The sequence below is a fragment of the Echinicola rosea genome (assembly GCF_005281475.1).
GTDB lineage: Bacteria > Bacteroidota > Bacteroidia > Cytophagales > Cyclobacteriaceae > Echinicola > Echinicola rosea.
On sequence record NZ_CP040106.1, the window covers coordinates 2,297,144 to 2,313,505 of the forward strand.

The window sequence follows — 16,362 nt, forward strand, 5'->3', positions numbered from 1 at the left end:
TTTAGAAACAATGAAACTGAAATTCGGAACAGTTGAAGAAGATGTAGTAACAAGAGAGGAATTCCCTCTTGAGAAAGCCAGAGAAGTCCTTAAGGACGAAGTGATTGCCGTACTGGGTTATGGTGTGCAAGGCCCCGGCCAAGCCCTAAACCTGAAGGACAATGGCTTTAATGTCATCGTCGGACAGCGTAAAAACTCCAAGACTTGGGACAAAGCCGTAGCAGATGGCTGGGTTCCTGGCGAGACCCTTTTTGAGCTTGAAGAAGCCTGTGAAAAAGGAACTATCCTTCAGTTCTTGCTTTCTGATGCTGGACAAATCGCTTTGTGGCCAACTGTTAAGAAGCACCTTTCTCCTGGAAAAGCACTCTACTTTTCCCACGGCTTTGGGGTGACATATAATGACCAGACAGGTATCGTGCCACCAGAAGACGTAGATGTAATCTTGGTCGCTCCTAAAGGCTCCGGTACTTCTTTGAGAAGGATGTTTGTAGAAGGTAGAGGATTGAACTCTTCTTTTGCCATCTATCAGGATGCCACTGGCAAAGCAAGGGAGAGAGTCATTGCACTTGGTATCGGCGTAGGTTCTGGATACTTGTTCGAAACCGACTTCTACAGAGAGGTGACTTCTGACCTTACTGGTGAAAGAGGTACCTTGATGGGCGCTATCCAAGGGATTTTTGCTGCTCAGTACGAAGTATTGAGGGAAAATGGTCACTCTCCATCTGAAGCATTTAACGAAACAGTGGAAGAATTGACGCAAAGCTTGATGCCACTTGTAGCAGAAAACGGTATGGATTGGATGTATGCCAACTGTTCTACTACTGCCCAAAGAGGTGCCCTTGACTGGTGGAAGCCTTTCAGAGATGCTTCCAAGCCAGTGTTTGAGCAACTTTACAAAAGTGTAAAAGACGGCAAAGAAGCTGCTAAATCCATTGAATCAAACAGTAAAGCAGACTACAGAGAGAAACTGGAAGAAGAACTTAGCGAGTTGAGAGATTCTGAGATGTGGAAGGCAGGAGCTACTGTTCGTAAGCTGAGACCAGAGAATAACTAATTTAAACTTAGTGGAAAGTCTAGCGATGGGAATTAAAACTAAGGCCTATTGTGTTATAGCTAATAGACTTTCCCCAAAGTGTACTTTTGGGAGGAATAGGTGAAAATTGGAGATGTTTTTACCTGTTCCTCCCGAACTTTATGACGATTGACAACAGAAGCGATGGAAAAGAAAACATTATTTGATAAAGTCTGGGACGAACATGTAGTCAAATCCGTTCCGGGTGGGCCTGATGTGTTTTTCATAGATAAACATTTTATTCATGAAGTCACCAGCCCCGTGGCATTCCTAAACCTCGAAAAACGAGGCAACAAAGTGCTCTTTCCCGAGCGCACGGTAGCCACTCCTGATCACAACGTGCCGACCATCGATCAGGACAAAACCATTAAAGATAAGCTTTCCCGCATGCAGGTGGAAAAGCTACGCGAAAATTGTAGCAAATACGGAATTGAACTGCACGATCTGGGGACAAACCACCATGGTATCGTGCACGTTATTGGTCCGGAATTGGGCATTACCCAGCCGGGTATGACCATTGTGTGTGGGGATAGCCATACGTCCACGCACGGTGCTTTCGGGGCGATAGCCTTTGGTATAGGTACCAGTGAGGTGGAAATGGTATTTGCTTCCCAGTGTATTATGCAGTCCAAGCCCAAGCGTATGCGGATTACTGTAAACGGTGAGCTTGGCAAGGGAGTGACCTCTAAAGATATTATCCTTTACATCATCTCAAAAATTTCGGCCAGTGGTGGTACCGGGTATTTCATTGAATACGCAGGTTCGGCCATCCAAAGCCTCAGCATGGAAGCGAGAATGACCATCTGTAACATGAGTATCGAAATGGGAGCAAGAGGTGGATTGATCGCGCCAGATGAGGTGACTTTTGATTACCTTAAAGGAAAAGAGCATGCACCAAAAGGAGAAGATTGGGATAAGGCCTTAGCCTACTGGAAATCCCTGAAAACCGACGAGGGTGCTAAATTTGATTTGGAATATACCTATGATGCCGAGGACATCGAGCCGATGATCACTTATGGTACCAACCCTGGTATGGGCATCAAGATCAAAGATATTATTCCTACCACTGACGGTATGGAAGGGAGCAACAAGAAAACGTATCTAAAGTCTTTGGATTATATGGGCTTCCAGCCTGGAGAGCCTATTAAAGGTAAAAAGATCGATTATGTCTTTGTGGGAAGTTGTACCAATGGCCGAATCGAAGATATCCGTGCTGTAGCGGAATTTGTAAAAGGCAAGAAAAAGGCTGACAATATTACTGCGTGGATCGTGCCGGGCTCAAGGGAAGTGGAAAGCCAAGCCATCGAAGAAGGACTGGTAACCATCCTTGAGGAAGCTGGGTTTAAATTGAGACAGCCGGGATGTTCTGCATGCCTGGCCATGAACGACGACAAGATTCCTGCCGGTAAATACGCTGTATCTACCTCCAATAGGAACTTTGAGGGACGCCAGGGGCCAGGGGCAAGAACCTTACTGGCATCACCATTGACAGTAGCAGCTGTGGCCATTACAGGTGAAGTGGCAGATCCTCGTGAAGTTTAATTAAAAATCGATCAAGAAAATGGCTTACGATAAGTTCAATTTATTAAAAAGTACTGTGGTACCGTTGCCTACCGAAAATGTGGATACGGACCAAATCATCCCTGCAAGATTTCTGAAAGCTACCGAAAGGAAAGGTTTCGGAGAAAGCTTGTTCATGGATTGGAGATATGACAGTGAAGGAAATCCGAAAGCTGATTTTGTGCTGAATGACCCTACCTACTCCGGTAAAGTATTGGTAGCTGGCAAAAACTTCGGATCAGGATCCAGCCGCGAGCACGCCGCTTGGGCGATTTATGATTATGGATTTAGATGTGTGGTGTCCAGCTTCTTTGCGGATATCTTTAAAAACAATGCCCTGAACGTAGGCATTCTGCCAGTGACTATTTCACCAGAATTTTTGGATGAGATTTTTGCAGAAGTAGAAAAAGATCCTGCTACGGAAGTGGAAGTAGATATCGCCAAGCAAACCATCACCCTTCTAAGTACAGGAAGTTCAGAATCGTTTGATATCAACGCTTACAAAAAACAAAACATGCAAAATGGTTTTGATGATATCGACTATTTGCTGAACATGAAAGATCAGATCGTTGAATTCGAGAAAACGAGATAATAACACGTCCAACAATACTTATCCAAGCCATGGTGATCTGTACCACGGCTTGGATACTTTGTTGGTCCAGCCACTTGATCCTTAATACCAGACACTAATATAATCATGCGTTTTGATAAGAAAATAGAAATCATGGATACCACACTGCGGGATGGTGAACAGACCTCAGGCGTGTCCTTTTTACCTTCTGAGAAACTCCAGATAGCTAAGCTGTTGTTGGAGGAGCTGAAGGTGGACAGGATTGAAGTGGCATCGGCAAGGGTTTCTGAGGGAGAGCTTGAGGGAGTAAAGAAAATTACGCATTGGGCTGCTGAGAGAGGGTATTTGGACAAGGTAGAAGTGTTGGGTTTTGTGGACACGCCGGCATCGGTGGATTGGCTGACTGAGGCTGGAGCTAAAGTACTTAACCTCTTGACCAAAGGATCCCTTAACCACCTTACTCACCAGCTAAAAAAAACACCTGAGCAGCATTTTGCCGATATCCAAAAGTGCATTGCCTATGCCAATGAAAAGGGGATTGCGGTGAATGTTTATTTGGAAGATTGGAGTAGTGGAATGCGCCACTCTAGGGATTATACCCTAGAGCTGATTGCTTTTTTAGCAGAGCAAAATGTAGAAAGGATCATGTTGCCGGATACCTTGGGGCTTCTTAAGCCTGCTGAGGTGGCGGAATTTGTGGGGTTAGTAAGCAGTTCTTTTCCTAAGGTGCGTTTTGATTTCCATGCTCATAACGATTACGACCTGTCTGTGGCAAATGTCCTGGAAGCCATAAACCATGGTGTGTCAGGTGTGCACTCCACCGTGAATGGTCTTGGAGAGCGGGCCGGAAATGCACCATTGGAGAGTATAGTGGCCACGATTACGGACTTTACAGATGTAAAGCTGAATGTCCAAGAAAATAAAATTTACCGTATCAGTAAGCTGGTAGAGCAGTTTTCAGGACTTCATATCCCCTCCAATAAGCCAGTGGTAGGCGAGAATGTTTTTACCCAAACGGCTGGCATCCATGCAGACGGGGACAACAAGAAGAATCTTTATTTTAACGATCTCTTGCCAGAACGATTTGGCCGGACAAGGAAGTACGCTTTGGGTAAAACTTCAGGCAAAGCCAATATCCTTAAAAACCTGTTGGAGCTGGGCATAGAACTGGAACCTGAAGAGCTGAGCAAGGTCACGCAAAAGATCATTGAGTTGGGAGATCGGAAAGAACGGGTGACCACGGAAGACCTTCCGTATATCATTTCCGATGTACTTCAGAACAACTCCATCAAGAAGGACATCAGCATTGAAGGATACCACATGACGCACTCCAAAGGCCTTAAGCCTACAGTGCAGCTGAAGCTGAAATTTTACGATCAATTCTATGAGGCCCATGCTTCTGGCAATGGACAGTTTGATTCGTTTATGCTGGCACTTCAAAAAATCTATAAGTCCCTGGACAAAAAACTTCCCAAGTTGACCGATTTTAGTGTGAGTATTCCTCCCGGTGGTAAAACAGACGCCTTTGTGGAGACGGTCATCACATGGGATTTTGGAAGGATCATCAAGACCAAAGGCTTGGACAGTGACCAGACCGTGGCTGCCATGATGGCCACAGAAAAAATGCTCAATATCATCGAACAAATCAATTCAGGAAATCGTGCAGGACAAGAGCATCTCACGAAGGCATGATGATCAATCAAGCGAGATTCAATGTGACCATTAAGCATTATTTATAGTAGATTAAAACCAGAAAATAAAAATTTATATGGAAATGAATATAGCGCTGCTGCCAGGTGATGGTATCGGCCCTGAAGTGATCGAACAAACGGTGAAAGTGGTTAAAGCCGTAGGAAAGAAATTTGGCCACAACATGACTTTTAAGGAAGCCGTAGTAGGGGCAGCAGCGATAGATGCCACAGGGAATCCCTATCCTGATGAAACCCATGAGGTATGCCTACAGGCGGATGCTGTACTATTCGGCGCCATTGGTGATCCAAAGTACGACAATGATCCCAAAGCCAAGGTGAGGCCAGAGCAAGGGCTGCTGGCCATGAGAAAGAAACTGGGACTTTTTTCCAACGTACGACCTACCTTCACTTTTCCTTCATTGATCCATAAGTCACCCTTAAAAAAAGAGCGAATCGAAGGCACCGATTTGGTGTTTTTGAGAGAATTGACCGGTGGTATTTACTTTGGAGAGCCTAGAGGGCGTAATGAGCAAGGCACCAAGGCATTTGATACCAATGTATATACCAAAGAGGAAATCACCCGGTTGGCTCGGATGGGGTTTGAATTTGCCCAAAAACGAAGAAAATTATTGACCTGTGTGGATAAGGCAAATGTATTGGCCACTTCCCGACTTTGGAGAGAAACGGTGCAGGATTTGGAGCCAGAGTATCCTGATGTTAAGGTAGAGTATGAATTTGTGGACGCCGTGGCCATGCGCCTGATCCAGTGGCCAAAAGCTTATGACGTGTTGATTACCGAAAACCTGTTTGGTGACATCCTTACCGATGAGGCCAGTGTGATCAGTGGGTCGATGGGTTTGATGCCATCTGCTTCCTTGGGCACCGACGTGAAGTTGTTCGAACCGATCCATGGTTCTTATCCCCAAGCCGCAGGAAAAGACATTGCCAATCCTTTGGCGACGGTACTTTCTGCTGCGATGATGTTTGAATATGCCTTTGACCTGAAGGAAGAAGCAAAGGCCATCACTGATGTGGTGAACCTTTCCCTGGCCGAAGGCGTGGTGACTGAAGATATCGCCGAAGAAAGCAAGCCAAGCAAAACCTCTGAAGTAGGGGACTGGCTGGCTGAGCAGATTCTAAAATAATGGAGATTTAATTGATATGAATAGTGGAAGACGGAGCCCGAGTTGGGTTCCGTTTTTTAGTTTTGACCATGGCCGACTGGGAAATACAAAAACCTCAGTTCGATTATAAAACCGTTTCCATACAGTGCGGAACATGCACTGCGAGCTTGTCTGGAGCCAAACAGGGCTTAGGGGGAGATTTGAGAAGTGGAAGCCGTAGCAGTCTTCGTATTTGGGGATTGCCACACCCTTTTTCAACTCTCTAGTTTCGCATTTGAAATGCGAACTGCCGAGAATGGCATTTGCAATGCCTCCTTGCAGTGAAGCCACCAGAAATATGGTTTGATCCGAATTGAAATCCCCATATGTAAAAAACATAGAAACGGATAAGGAGTATCAGGGCCTTCCATGTAGTATTTGAAAGGGGTATGCTTCGGTTTGTTTCTGGCGCCACTGCATCAAATGTTGTGTGATTTTTTGCTAACTTCACCTCCATGACCGATAACCTTGTCAATACGATACAGTCCATGATTTACCTCGACGAGACAGGGGTCAGGGGGCTAAAAGCCATCAGCCAAATCAAAAGGTTTTCGAGTGGAGAGCATTGGATTAGAGAAGGACAGGTGCCGAGCTCTTTTGGTTTTGTGGACAAGGGCCTATTTCGGATTTATTATGCCGATGCCGATGGACATGAAGTGACGAAGGGTTTTTTTCAGGAAGGAAGTTTTCCTACTGCTTATACTTCTTTGCAGACCGAAAAGCCTTCTTATTTTTTTATTCAAGCATTGGAGGATGCCCAGTTGGTGACCATTGATTATAAAAAGTGGTTGGGGATGTACCGTGCCGATCCCGTTTGGAAGGATTTTTTGATTGCCATGCTGACGAAAGGGTACGCCAAAAAAGAAAAGCGTGAAAGAGAACTTTTGCAGCTTTCTGCGGAAGAACGGTATCGTGGCTTTTTGACAGAATACCCAGGATTGGACAAGCGCATCAAACAACATTACATTGCATCGTACCTAGGGATTACCCCTGTGGCCCTCAGTCGTATTCGAAGAAAAATGGGACTCGTTAACCTAGGTTAATGTACAGGTGGTCATAAAGGGCGAAATTGGCAGAAAACTAATCCGTTATGAAACTTCACGACAACACGATTTTGATCACTGGGGGCAGCTCGGGGATAGGGTTGGAATTGGCGAGAATGCTGGCCAAAGACAATGCCATCCTGATCTGTGGAAGATCAGCAGAAAAACTCGCGGCAGCAAAGCGCCAAATTCCCACGCTCTACGCCTTTGCCTGTAATCTGGCTGAGGAGACCGATCGCCATAATCTTTATAAGTGGGTGAAGCACCATCATCCAGACTGCAACGTACTGATCAATAACGCAGCTTTGGTCCATCGGACGGCGTTTAAGGACGATCCTGAGATGAATCGCAAAGCAAAATTGGAGATCGAGACCAATCTGGTAGCCCCTATGGTGTTGTCTAAGTTGTTTTTGCCGCTTTTGGAACGCCAAAGGAGTGCTCAGATCATTAATATTACCTCCGGTCTGGTGTACGCTCCAAAGGCGACGTATCCTATTTATAATGCCACCAAAGCAGCCTTACACAGTTTTTCCCAGACCTTGAGGCTACAGCTAAAAGAGACGCAGGTAAAGATTAGGGAAGTGATGCTGCCGGTGGTGGATACACCATGGCATGACGGCCAGGTGCCCAAGATGGCCATCAGTGCCAAGGAAGCAGTGGGTAAAATGCTGAAGGGATTGCAGTCTGACAAGGATGAAATCCATGTGGGCAAGGTGAAATTATTATATTTCATTTCACGCTTGTCTCCAAGGATCGCCTCAGGGATCATCAACAGGGCTTAGCTCCTTAATTGTCTCATGATCTCTTGCACCCCTTCAAGATATCGGTCGGTTACGTCCGCATCTGGTGTGGTGTCCCAATTGCCGTTGATGCCATTTCCGCCAAGCATTATCCCATCTTGGCGGGGAATAAAGTACACGCCTCCCATGCTGGCCCGATAGTGTAATTCCGGCTGTGGTACCAAAAATGCCAATTGACCTGAAATCGGCATAAGCTCTTCATCGCCAAATAACTCCAGCGAGCCCAGTCCGGTGCAATTGGCAATACACATTTGTGGAAGGGCAACAATATCTTCAGGTCGCTTGAATGTTCTGATCGCTATTTTCCCACCGGCCAAGAGGAAATCATCCCGTAGCATTTTCATATAGGTGGGGATGTTGAAGATTGTTGTCGGCGAGCGATATACCGTAGGTTGTTTAAATGGGTTCTCTCTTTTGCCCAATAGGGTGGGGGATGGATAAAAATCCATAGAGGAAGTGTAAAGCTTATCATGAAGCCCTTGGTGGTTATAGGAGTTTGACGATGGTTTACCACTTCTGATGCGGTAACTTTCCATCCAATCCACCATGTGATGAATGCCCAAAAGCCGCTGAAAGGTGTCATAAGAATATTGACATGCTTTCTGAAATTTGACCGTAAATTCTGGTGTAAGCCTCTCAGGATCTAATAACCTGGAAGTAGGTGACCAAGTACCGGTGGCCAAAGCAGAAGTGACATTAGGATATACCTCTTTGGTGTAAATGGTGACTCGATATCCTTTGTTCTGGAGGGTTCTGGCAGTAGAAAGTCCGCTAATACCACAACCAACCACTGCAATGTCCTTAGTTCCTGTTTTTTCAATAAGTTCCGTTGCGAGCATGGCTGTTCCCCAAGATAATGACCAACCACTGCCACCATGACCATAGTTGTGGACAATGGTCTTGTCTCCTAAATTTTGGCTTTGGATTCTGGGGCCACTTTGGCGAAATGGTCTTAACCCTACGGTCTCTTTAATGATACGCTTCCGTGATACGACTACCTTTGGCAGTTTGGGATGGTTAATGTAGAAGTTTGCGGTAGAGGCTTGGGGTACGTAACTGGTACATGCTCCTAAACTGGCCGCTCCGATACTGAATAAAGCAGTTTTTTTGAGAAAATCTCTCCTGTGGTTTTTCATATTGTCCCCTTTTATGATGAATGATCGTGAGATTAGTAATGGGGAATTCCGCAGAAAGATCGAAATGGGTATTGCTATGGATAGCAAGTACTAAACTAATAGATTTATTTGAATTTTAGTACAAAGTAGGATGCGTAAAGGAAAAAAATTCGATGGAAAAAATGTGAAAAGTGCCAGTTCTTTTGGCTCAAAGAAAAGTCTCATTCGGGTAAAGGGACAACACCCAAAGGGGAATAATGCCTTGGCGACTATTCAGGCAAATGCCGATGTCCCCAAGGCACTCATGTTTTATTTTTGATCAGAAAACTTTTCCATGATTTCTTCAGAAATACCCGTATTGGAGTATCCGCCATCATGATAAAGATTCTGCATGGTGACCATTCTGGTGAAGTCCGAAAACAAAGATACGATGTATTCTGCACAAGCTTCAGCAGATGCGTTTCCAAGTGGAGATACAGAATCAGCGAAATTATAGAATGCGTCAAATCCACCGATACCGGAGCCGGCAGTGGTTACGGTAGGAGATTGGGAGATGGTATTTACCCGTACTTTTTTACTTTTTCCAAATCGGTAACCAAAGCCCCTTGCGATGCTTTCCAGCAACGCTTTGGCGTCAGCCATATCCGTATAAAAAGGGAAAACCCGTTGGGCAGCGATATAAGAAAGGCCTACGATCGATCCCCATTCGTTCATAATGTCTTTTTTCTCTGCCACTTGCATCATTTTGTGAAAAGATACCGCTGATACATCATAAGACTTCATGGCCCAGTCGTAGTTTAGGTCACCATAAGCACGTCCTTTTCTAATGTTTGGAGACATTCCGATAGAATGGAGCAAAAAGTCGAAGTTTCCCCCTAAGTATTCCTTGGCTTCGTCATAAAGCTTTTCCAGGTCTTCTACAGAAGTGGCGTCAGCCGGGATGACGATGGTGTCACATTCCTTGGCCAGTTCGTTGATGGCACCCATCCTCATGGCGATAGGGGCATTGGTCAGCACAAACTTGGCACCCTGCTCCTTGGCTTTCAGGGCGGTTTTCCAGGCAATGGAATTTTCGTCCAGTGCACCGGTAATGATTCCTTTTTTTCCTTTCAGTAGGTTCTCAGGCATGATTTATTTTTAAATTGATTATTCCCTATTTGCTAAGTGGTAAAATTAATTAAATTTTCCCCTTTTCTAACTGTATGTTCCTGAATATTGCCGTTTTCGTGGTGTCAATCAAGCCAATATCTTATCATCTAAGTAAATCCATGGCACTTTGCATGGCACTTTCAGAAGGATTGGCTCCGGCGATCATTTTGGCAATTTCCGTAATGCGTTCTTTCTGGGTCAAGGCGCGTATTTTACTCATGGTTTTGGCGGCACTGTTGTCTTTATATACAAAGTAGTGCTTGTCCCCTTTGGCAGCGACTTGTGGAAGGTGACTGATACAGATTACCTGGTGTCTTTTGGCAATTTCCTGCATCATCTTGACCATTTGGAGTGCTACTTCACCAGAGATTCCTGTGTCGATTTCATCAAAAATCAAGGTGGGCAGGGCGATTTTGTCAGCCATGATGTATTTGATCGCAAACATCAGCCTCGAAAATTCTCCACCGGAGGCTACTTGACGGATAGGCTGGGGTTTTACACCTTTATTGGCTGTGAAGAGGACCTCTACTTCATCTATCCCAGTGGCCGTCGGAGCGACTTTCTGATGGGAAATTTCAATGGTGGCATTCTCCATGCCCAAATGAACCAACAGTCCTGTGATCTCCTTTGCAAAGCCTTTAAAGCACTTTTGACGCTTTTGGGAAAGTAGTTCGCCGGCTTTGGTAAGGGTATGGGAAGCCGCTTCAGTAGCTGATTTTAACTGCTCCAATTCCTCATCGAGGTTGCCGATTTGAAAGGCTTTGTCCGCCAATTCTTTTTCCAAGGTCATCAGCTCTTCCACTGTTTGCATTCCATGCTTTTTTTGGAGTTGGTAGATTTTGCTGAGGCGCTCCCTGATTTCTTCCAATTTGTCAAAATCTACTTCCACTTTGCCGTCCTCATCTTCCAGCGTGGCAGCAATATCGTTTACTTCGATGCATACACTGTCAAATCGCTCTTTGAGCTCATTAAAGCGGTTGCTGTACCTGGTGAGCTGTTGAAAACCTTGATTGATTTGCAATAGGAGGGTGGAAACCCCTATTTCATCACCTTGAAGCAATTGGAGGTTTTCGTTGATTTTGGACTTGATTTCCTCGGCATTGTCCAAGACTTCCTGTTCGTTTTCCAGTGTTTCCTGTTCACCTTCCTGCAGTTGGAGAGCGGATAGCTCTTCCAGTTGAAATTGATTGAAATCGGCTTCTTTACGTAATTCTCCTGCTTCATGAAGCAGCTTTTCGTATGCTTTTCGTGATTTTTTATAGGCTTTGAAGGCTGTCAGATAGCTTTCCTTTTCCGCTTGGGTATTGGCAAAGGCATCGATCAGGCTCAGCTGGTATTCACCAGCGGCCAATAGCAGGGTGTCATGTTGGGAATGGATGTCCATCAATGACTTGCCCAAGGATTTGAGGATGTCCAGTTTTACAGGAGTGTCATTGACAAAGGCCCTTGATTTTCCCGAAGGGGTTATTTCCCTACGAATGATACATTGGGCTTCATAATCCAGGTCTTCGGCTTGAAAGTAACTTTCCAGGCCATAATTACCGATCTCAAACACCCCTTCAATAATGCACTTTTTTTCGTCATCGAAAAGTGCTTTGGTATCCGCCCTGTTTCCGAGGAGTAAACCGATAGCACCGAGCATGATGGATTTACCGGCTCCTGTTTCCCCGGTAATCATGTTGAGTGCAGGGGAAGGTCCCATTTCCAGGGTTTCGATCAGTGCATAGTTGGTGATGCTCAGGTTTTTTAGCATAAAATAAGATCCGTTTTCAGCTTAGCGAGTGTAAAGTTACAAGGAATTTTATGGATATAAAGTGGGAATATCGTAACCTTGTCTAGGTTCACCGTGAAATTTCAACCCATTTGCTTTTAACCTCCATTCCTATATCATAGGTGTGTCCTACATTATTTTCCTTTACAGGATATCATTGTATTTTCTGGCATTGTTAGGATCCACCTGTAGGAGGTAATCCACCGCTTGTTCTTTGATCTCCAATGGAGCATTTTTGAGAATTTTAGTGACTTCATCAGATTTTGCATCCATAAATGTAATGGTCAAAATGCTATTGGGTTGTGTGTTGTTGACTTCAGCAAGTTTTCCCAATGCCTGTAAGATATTGGTATAGGCTTCTTCCGGGTTTTGGGTGAGGAGATCAAGGCCCCGGCGATGGTATAGATAATAGGCTTCGCGGATCGCTCTGGTAACTTGGGAACTGTAAAGCTCGTCGATCAACCAGTAGCGGTTTCGACGATTACTTGGGTCTTGGTCCCATCCAAGTCTAGAAGATTGCAGGGCATTGGAAACGATGTTGTTGGCAATTTCAAAATGGGGCTCGCCTCCTTCCTGTGAAAAGCTGTCATAATCTATGCCGATGACGATATAGGCGTAATAGGCCAGTAGCGAAGTGATTTCGTTTAAGTAGGAATAGCGGTTGAACTCCATTGGCTGGGATTCCTTAAATTCAAAATTCCAGTTTCTATCCACAAAATTAAAGGTCAAGGTCTCATAGCTGGTGCCATATACCGGTCGGACGGCTTGAATCTGAACAGTGGCTTCAAAATAACCTACTTGTGGCATGTCGTTAATCGTGATCAGCATATTGCCTTGGATACGCTCCGAAGCATCGTATTGGTCATTGGTCCAACTGCGTCCATTTAAAAACTGCTCAAAGGAATTTTTCATTTGATCAAAAATATCCTTGTTCTGTGTTCTCGCTCGTTCACTGTTGATGGTAACGGTGAAGTTGAGCTCCTGAGCAGTCACTTGGATGGTGAAGGATAAAAATAATAAGAGTAAAAAGAGTCTATTTCTCATATGCTCTGAATGTTGCCTATAAATATAAAAAAATAAAGTCGGAATGGGCTTTCCGCTAGAGGTCTTTTACGATCGTGTTTACGATCAAAGCCGCAATGTCTGTTTTGGATAATAATGGAGAGGTCTCTTGTTTGCCACTTTTATGATAGATAGTGATTTTATTGGTGTCATGCTTAAACCCTGCGCCTTCATCCTTCATGGAATTGAGCACAATAAAATCAAAGTTTTTCTTCTTAAGCTTTGCCAAGGCATTTTCTTCCTCTTTGTCGGTTTCCAAGGCAAATCCCACATGGTATTGTTCATTGGACTTATTTTCTCCAAGCGTAGCGGCGATGTCAATATTCTTTTTTAGGGAGATGCTAAGGTCGTTGCTTGATTTCTTTATTTTTTCCTTGGCAGGATTAGCGGGAGCATAGTCAGCTACTGCAGCAGCGAAAACATTGATCTTGGCATCAGGGTGGGCTTGCAGGGCCGCCTCGTACATTTCCTGAGCGCTCGTTACATGGATAGTAGTGATATTGGGATGATGGTTTTTTTCTTGTGATGGTCCCAAGACAAGGTTAACCTTTGCTCCTCTTTTGGCCATGTTTTCAGCGATGGCTACTCCCATCTTTCCACTGGAGTGATTGCCGATGTAGCGTACCGGGTCAATAGCCTCCTGGGTTGGCCCAGCAGTTACCAAAGCGGTGGTGCCGCTAAGGTCATTGGATGCCTCAAAGTGCCTAATCGCCATTTCCAGAATATGTTCTGGCTCCATCATTCGTCCTTGACCGCTTAATCCGCTTGCAAGTTCACCACTTTCGGCATCCAAAAGGATATTGCCATAGTTTTTAATGATGGAAAAATTGTGGGCTACCGAAGGGTGCTGGTACATGTCCAAATCCATGGCGGGAGCCAGCATCACGGGGCATCTGGCCGATAGGTAAGTGGCGGTAAGTAGGTTGTCGGAATTGCCGTTGGCAAGTTTGGAAAGCGTGCTGGCGCTTAATGGCGCAATCACAAACAGATCGGCCCAAAGGCCCAGTTCGATATGATTGTTCCATTCCCCGGTCTCCCCCTTGTGAAACTGGTGATAGACCGGTCTTTTGGAGAGTGTGGAAAGGGTAAGTGGGGTGATAAAATCAAGAGCAGAAGTACTCATAATGATTTGTACTTCTGCTCCTTCTTTGACCAGTAGCCTGGTCAGATGAGCTGCTTTGTAGGCGGCAATACTGCCCGTAATGCCCAACAATATGCGTTTGCCCTGCAGCTGCATCCGCTATTATAGTTCTTCCTCGCTTTCTTCTTCAGGCTTTCTGAAGTGTACTTTGCCTTCCATGTACTCTTCCATGGCCAAAGTAGAAGGCTTAGGCATTCTTTCATAGAATTTGGAGATTTCGATTTGTTCTTTGTTTTCGAACACTTCCTCCAGATTGTCCACAGTAGAAGCGAACTCTGACAATTTAGTGTTGAGTTCTTCTTTAGTGGCCAAAGAGATTTGCTTTGCTCTTTGCGAAACGATGTGGATGGACTCATACAAGTTTCCGGATACTTCGGCTACTTTGTCCAAGTCTCTAGTGATAATTGAAGGATTAACTGCCATATGATTCAATTGTTTATTTTCTCTCTTTAATTGGAATTGACTTCCGTTTCAGGCGTAACGGCCTCTTCAAGCTCTTGTGATTCTTCCTCTTCCTTTTCTTGTTTTTCTCTCGCCTCCTGCTCTAGCTTTCTGAGCTCATCGTATTGTTTTTTCGTCTTTTGATGAGAAGTAAGCTCCTCTTTCGTTTCTGCCATTAAGGCTGTCACCTCGTTTTGGTATTCGCTTTTTGGATATTTGCGTTGGAATTCACTGCCAAATTCTAGTGCTTGGTTGAGACGTTCTTCTTTTTTGTTGAAAATGCTTCGCTCAGCATAAGCAGAACTGACTTCTACCAGTTTATAGGAGAGCTCTTCGTTATGCTCACTGTTTGGGTAGGACTTTACGAAATTCTGGAAGTTTACAATGCAGGCCAAATAAAACTGTCCTGGGAACAACCCTTCAGTCAGACGGTAATACATGCTGGCTTCTTCATAGGCTTTTTTCTCAAAGCGCGACTGTAGGTTGTCGATCATGCCCATTGCCCGCTCATAGGAATCCGACTGCGGAAAACGGTTGATGAATTGCTGTATTGCAGCTACTGCTTCACGGCTACTTTGTTGATCCAAGTTGTAATCAGGAGCGTCCAGGTACAGCGAATAGGCATGCATGAAAAGTGCTTCTTCGGCTAATGGGCTTCGGCTAAAGCTTTCATAAAAGGTGTTGAAATAGCTGGCTGCTTCAATGTACCGTTTTAGCCTAAAGTGCGCATATGCGTAATTGAACTGCGCCAATTCGGATTTCTCACTCCCTCGGATGACAGGTAATACCTTGTCATACAGGATAATGGCCTTATTGTACTCTTCTTCTTCGTAATATTCATTGGCAGCGGTATATACTTCGTCCCAATTGGTGCTTTTTTCCAGTTTGTAGAACTTTCCACAGGCACCAAGGGTCACTACCATTGCCAATAGCAAGATATGTTTAATTGTATTCTTCATATTTTCAATCTGCAAATATAAGGGAATTTGGTTCGGTATCAAAGTTACTTTGCGGTGATGTATGGATACTTATTTTTTGACAACGAGCTTTTTGGTGACTATATTTTTTCCATTCACCATAAGTGTGTAAAAATAAACCCCCGGGTTGAAGTCACTCACGTTGATGAGTACGGTTTTTTGTTGGGGAGAAAGGGTGAGCTCTTCGATAGGGTTACCGATAAAACTATTGATGAGCAGTTTGATGTTTGCATTGGGGTTTTTTATTTGGTAGTCGATTTGCGCAATTCTATTGCTGGGATTTGGGTAAACGCTTCCAAATGAGATATCTCTATGGTTTACCGCTTCGTCGTCTTTTGGAGCGAAGGTTTCGTACACGCCTTCGATAATGAACACATCTCTTAGGTCAGCAGTATTGGAGAAGTGAAGGTCAAAGGTGCCCTTCGTCTCGGTAATTCCCAATTTAAACTCTATATACAGGTCTGTGAATATTTCATTGGGCTCTAAGGTGACCTTGATTTTGGAAATGTCTTTACGGGGATCCAGACAGGTGTCCCCAATACATACACTAATGTCTTGGGAAGAGCCTATTTGCCCTCTCATAAACTTCATGATGTATTCTTTCTTTTCGTCAGAAGTGTTTTGAAGAATGACCGATTTACGCTGGATGTCGTCAATTTTACCTGTAAACTGTATTTTTTCGCTTAAGACATGCACCTGCTGGGCTTCAGCTGTTGGTGGCTGAAAAAGTAGGAAAACTAGCATAATTAGCGATAAAAAATTTTTCATGTAGATGCTCTATCGATATGATATTCGTTTAAATGAGT

The 16,362-nt window shown here is 44.5% G+C and carries 16 protein-coding genes; 8 read left to right on the forward strand and 8 right to left on the reverse strand.

Going from position 1 to position 16,362, the window contains the following annotated elements; all coding sequences use genetic code 11:
- The first annotated feature begins 10 nt into the window (after positions 1–10).
- From ilvC to FDP09_RS09350, 7 genes are all read left to right on the forward strand, one after another.
- Positions 11–1,054 carry a ketol-acid reductoisomerase gene (ilvC, locus tag FDP09_RS09320; protein WP_137402405.1) on the forward strand — a complete coding sequence of 348 codons (1,044 nt, stop codon included), beginning with the start codon at positions 11–13 and terminating at the stop codon, positions 1,052–1,054.
- Positions 1,055–1,216: 162 nt separating this feature from the next.
- Positions 1,217–2,614: a 3-isopropylmalate dehydratase large subunit gene (gene leuC / locus FDP09_RS09325; protein WP_137402406.1), complete on the forward strand. Its 1,398-nt coding sequence runs from the start codon at positions 1,217–1,219 to the stop codon at positions 2,612–2,614.
- A gap of 19 nt (positions 2,615–2,633) precedes the next feature.
- On the forward strand, positions 2,634–3,224 hold the full coding sequence (leuD, locus tag FDP09_RS09330; RefSeq protein ID WP_137402407.1) for a 3-isopropylmalate dehydratase small subunit: 591 nt from the start codon (positions 2,634–2,636) through the stop codon (positions 3,222–3,224).
- 105 nt (positions 3,225–3,329) lie between these two features.
- Complete coding sequence (locus FDP09_RS09335) at positions 3,330–4,895, forward strand: alpha-isopropylmalate synthase regulatory domain-containing protein (RefSeq protein ID WP_137402408.1); 1,566 nt, start codon at positions 3,330–3,332, stop codon at positions 4,893–4,895.
- A gap of 76 nt (positions 4,896–4,971) precedes the next feature.
- Entirely contained in the window at positions 4,972–6,039 is a 1,068-nt protein-coding gene (gene leuB / locus FDP09_RS09340) for a 3-isopropylmalate dehydrogenase (RefSeq protein ID WP_137402409.1), read from the forward strand.
- A gap of 473 nt (positions 6,040–6,512) precedes the next feature.
- Entirely contained in the window at positions 6,513–7,100 is a 588-nt protein-coding gene (locus tag FDP09_RS09345; RefSeq protein WP_137402410.1) for a Crp/Fnr family transcriptional regulator, read from the forward strand.
- 47 nt (positions 7,101–7,147) lie between these two features.
- Positions 7,148–7,882 (forward strand): SDR family oxidoreductase, encoded by a 735-nt coding sequence (locus FDP09_RS09350; protein WP_137402411.1) that lies wholly within the window; start codon positions 7,148–7,150, stop codon positions 7,880–7,882.
- Here the strand turns inward: FDP09_RS09350 and FDP09_RS09355 are convergent.
- Positions 7,879–9,036 (reverse strand): FAD-dependent oxidoreductase, encoded by a 1,158-nt coding sequence (locus FDP09_RS09355; protein ID WP_137402412.1) that lies wholly within the window; start codon positions 9,034–9,036, stop codon positions 7,879–7,881. The two genes, FDP09_RS09350 and FDP09_RS09355, sit on opposite strands and share 4 nt — an antisense overlap.
- A gap of 130 nt (positions 9,037–9,166) precedes the next feature.
- On the opposite strand from FDP09_RS09355, the gene FDP09_RS23765 reads away from it, so the two are divergent.
- On the forward strand, positions 9,167–9,334 hold the full coding sequence (locus tag FDP09_RS23765; RefSeq protein WP_187328829.1) for a hypothetical protein: 168 nt from the start codon (positions 9,167–9,169) through the stop codon (positions 9,332–9,334).
- Here the strand turns inward: FDP09_RS23765 and FDP09_RS09360 are convergent.
- From FDP09_RS09360 to FDP09_RS09390, 7 genes are all read right to left on the reverse strand, one after another.
- A complete protein-coding gene (locus FDP09_RS09360; RefSeq protein WP_137402413.1) occupies positions 9,325–10,143 on the reverse strand; it encodes an enoyl-ACP reductase FabI in 819 nt (272 codons plus the stop codon). The genes FDP09_RS23765 and FDP09_RS09360 overlap by 10 nt on opposite strands.
- 124 nt (positions 10,144–10,267) lie before the next feature.
- Positions 10,268–11,917 (reverse strand): DNA repair protein RecN, encoded by a 1,650-nt coding sequence (gene recN / locus FDP09_RS09365; RefSeq protein WP_137402414.1) that lies wholly within the window; start codon positions 11,915–11,917, stop codon positions 10,268–10,270.
- Between the two features lie 162 nt (positions 11,918–12,079).
- Positions 12,080–12,979, reverse strand: a complete 900-nt coding sequence (gene porD / locus FDP09_RS09370) for a type IX secretion system protein PorD (RefSeq protein ID WP_137402415.1) — start codon at positions 12,977–12,979, stop codon at positions 12,080–12,082.
- A gap of 55 nt (positions 12,980–13,034) precedes the next feature.
- Positions 13,035–14,234 carry a bifunctional phosphopantothenoylcysteine decarboxylase/phosphopantothenate--cysteine ligase CoaBC gene (gene coaBC / locus FDP09_RS09375; RefSeq protein ID WP_137402416.1) on the reverse strand — a complete coding sequence of 400 codons (1,200 nt, stop codon included), beginning with the start codon at positions 14,232–14,234 and terminating at the stop codon, positions 13,035–13,037.
- A gap of 6 nt (positions 14,235–14,240) precedes the next feature.
- Positions 14,241–14,561: a DNA-directed RNA polymerase subunit omega gene (locus FDP09_RS09380; RefSeq protein ID WP_137402417.1), complete on the reverse strand. Its 321-nt coding sequence runs from the start codon at positions 14,559–14,561 to the stop codon at positions 14,241–14,243.
- Between the two features lie 26 nt (positions 14,562–14,587).
- Positions 14,588–15,538, reverse strand: a complete 951-nt coding sequence (locus FDP09_RS09385; protein WP_137402418.1) for an outer membrane protein assembly factor BamD — start codon at positions 15,536–15,538, stop codon at positions 14,588–14,590.
- A gap of 69 nt (positions 15,539–15,607) precedes the next feature.
- Positions 15,608–16,324: a T9SS type A sorting domain-containing protein gene (locus tag FDP09_RS09390; RefSeq protein ID WP_137402419.1), complete on the reverse strand. Its 717-nt coding sequence runs from the start codon at positions 16,322–16,324 to the stop codon at positions 15,608–15,610.
- Positions 16,325–16,362 lie beyond the last annotated feature (38 nt).

Bases quoted from the DNA above. Each gene is read 5' to 3' on its own strand.
- FDP09_RS09350 (WP_137402411.1), top strand. From the start codon at position 7,148: ATGAAACTTCACGACAACACGATTTTGATCACTGGGGGCAGCTCGGGG.
- FDP09_RS09390 (WP_137402419.1), bottom strand. From the start codon at position 16,324: ATGAAAAATTTTTTATCGCTAATTATGCTAGTTTTCCTACTTTTTCAG.
- FDP09_RS09335 (WP_137402408.1), top strand. From the start codon at position 3,330: ATGCGTTTTGATAAGAAAATAGAAATCATGGATACCACACTGCGGGAT.
- leuB (WP_137402409.1), top strand. From the start codon at position 4,972: ATGGAAATGAATATAGCGCTGCTGCCAGGTGATGGTATCGGCCCTGAA.
- FDP09_RS09345 (WP_137402410.1), top strand. From the start codon at position 6,513: ATGACCGATAACCTTGTCAATACGATACAGTCCATGATTTACCTCGAC.
- leuC (WP_137402406.1), top strand. From the start codon at position 1,217: ATGGAAAAGAAAACATTATTTGATAAAGTCTGGGACGAACATGTAGTC.
- leuD (WP_137402407.1), top strand. From the start codon at position 2,634: ATGGCTTACGATAAGTTCAATTTATTAAAAAGTACTGTGGTACCGTTG.
- porD (WP_137402415.1), bottom strand. From the start codon at position 12,979: ATGAGAAATAGACTCTTTTTACTCTTATTATTTTTATCCTTCACCATC.
- FDP09_RS09360 (WP_137402413.1), bottom strand. From the start codon at position 10,143: ATGCCTGAGAACCTACTGAAAGGAAAAAAAGGAATCATTACCGGTGCA.
- recN (WP_137402414.1), bottom strand. From the start codon at position 11,917: ATGCTAAAAAACCTGAGCATCACCAACTATGCACTGATCGAAACCCTG.
- ilvC (WP_137402405.1), top strand. From the start codon at position 11: ATGAAACTGAAATTCGGAACAGTTGAAGAAGATGTAGTAACAAGAGAG.
- FDP09_RS09380 (WP_137402417.1), bottom strand. From the start codon at position 14,561: ATGGCAGTTAATCCTTCAATTATCACTAGAGACTTGGACAAAGTAGCC.
- FDP09_RS09355 (WP_137402412.1), bottom strand. From the start codon at position 9,036: ATGAAAAACCACAGGAGAGATTTTCTCAAAAAAACTGCTTTATTCAGT.
- coaBC (WP_137402416.1), bottom strand. From the start codon at position 14,234: ATGCAGCTGCAGGGCAAACGCATATTGTTGGGCATTACGGGCAGTATT.
- FDP09_RS09385 (WP_137402418.1), bottom strand. From the start codon at position 15,538: ATGAAGAATACAATTAAACATATCTTGCTATTGGCAATGGTAGTGACC.
- FDP09_RS23765 (WP_187328829.1), top strand. From the start codon at position 9,167: ATGCGTAAAGGAAAAAAATTCGATGGAAAAAATGTGAAAAGTGCCAGT.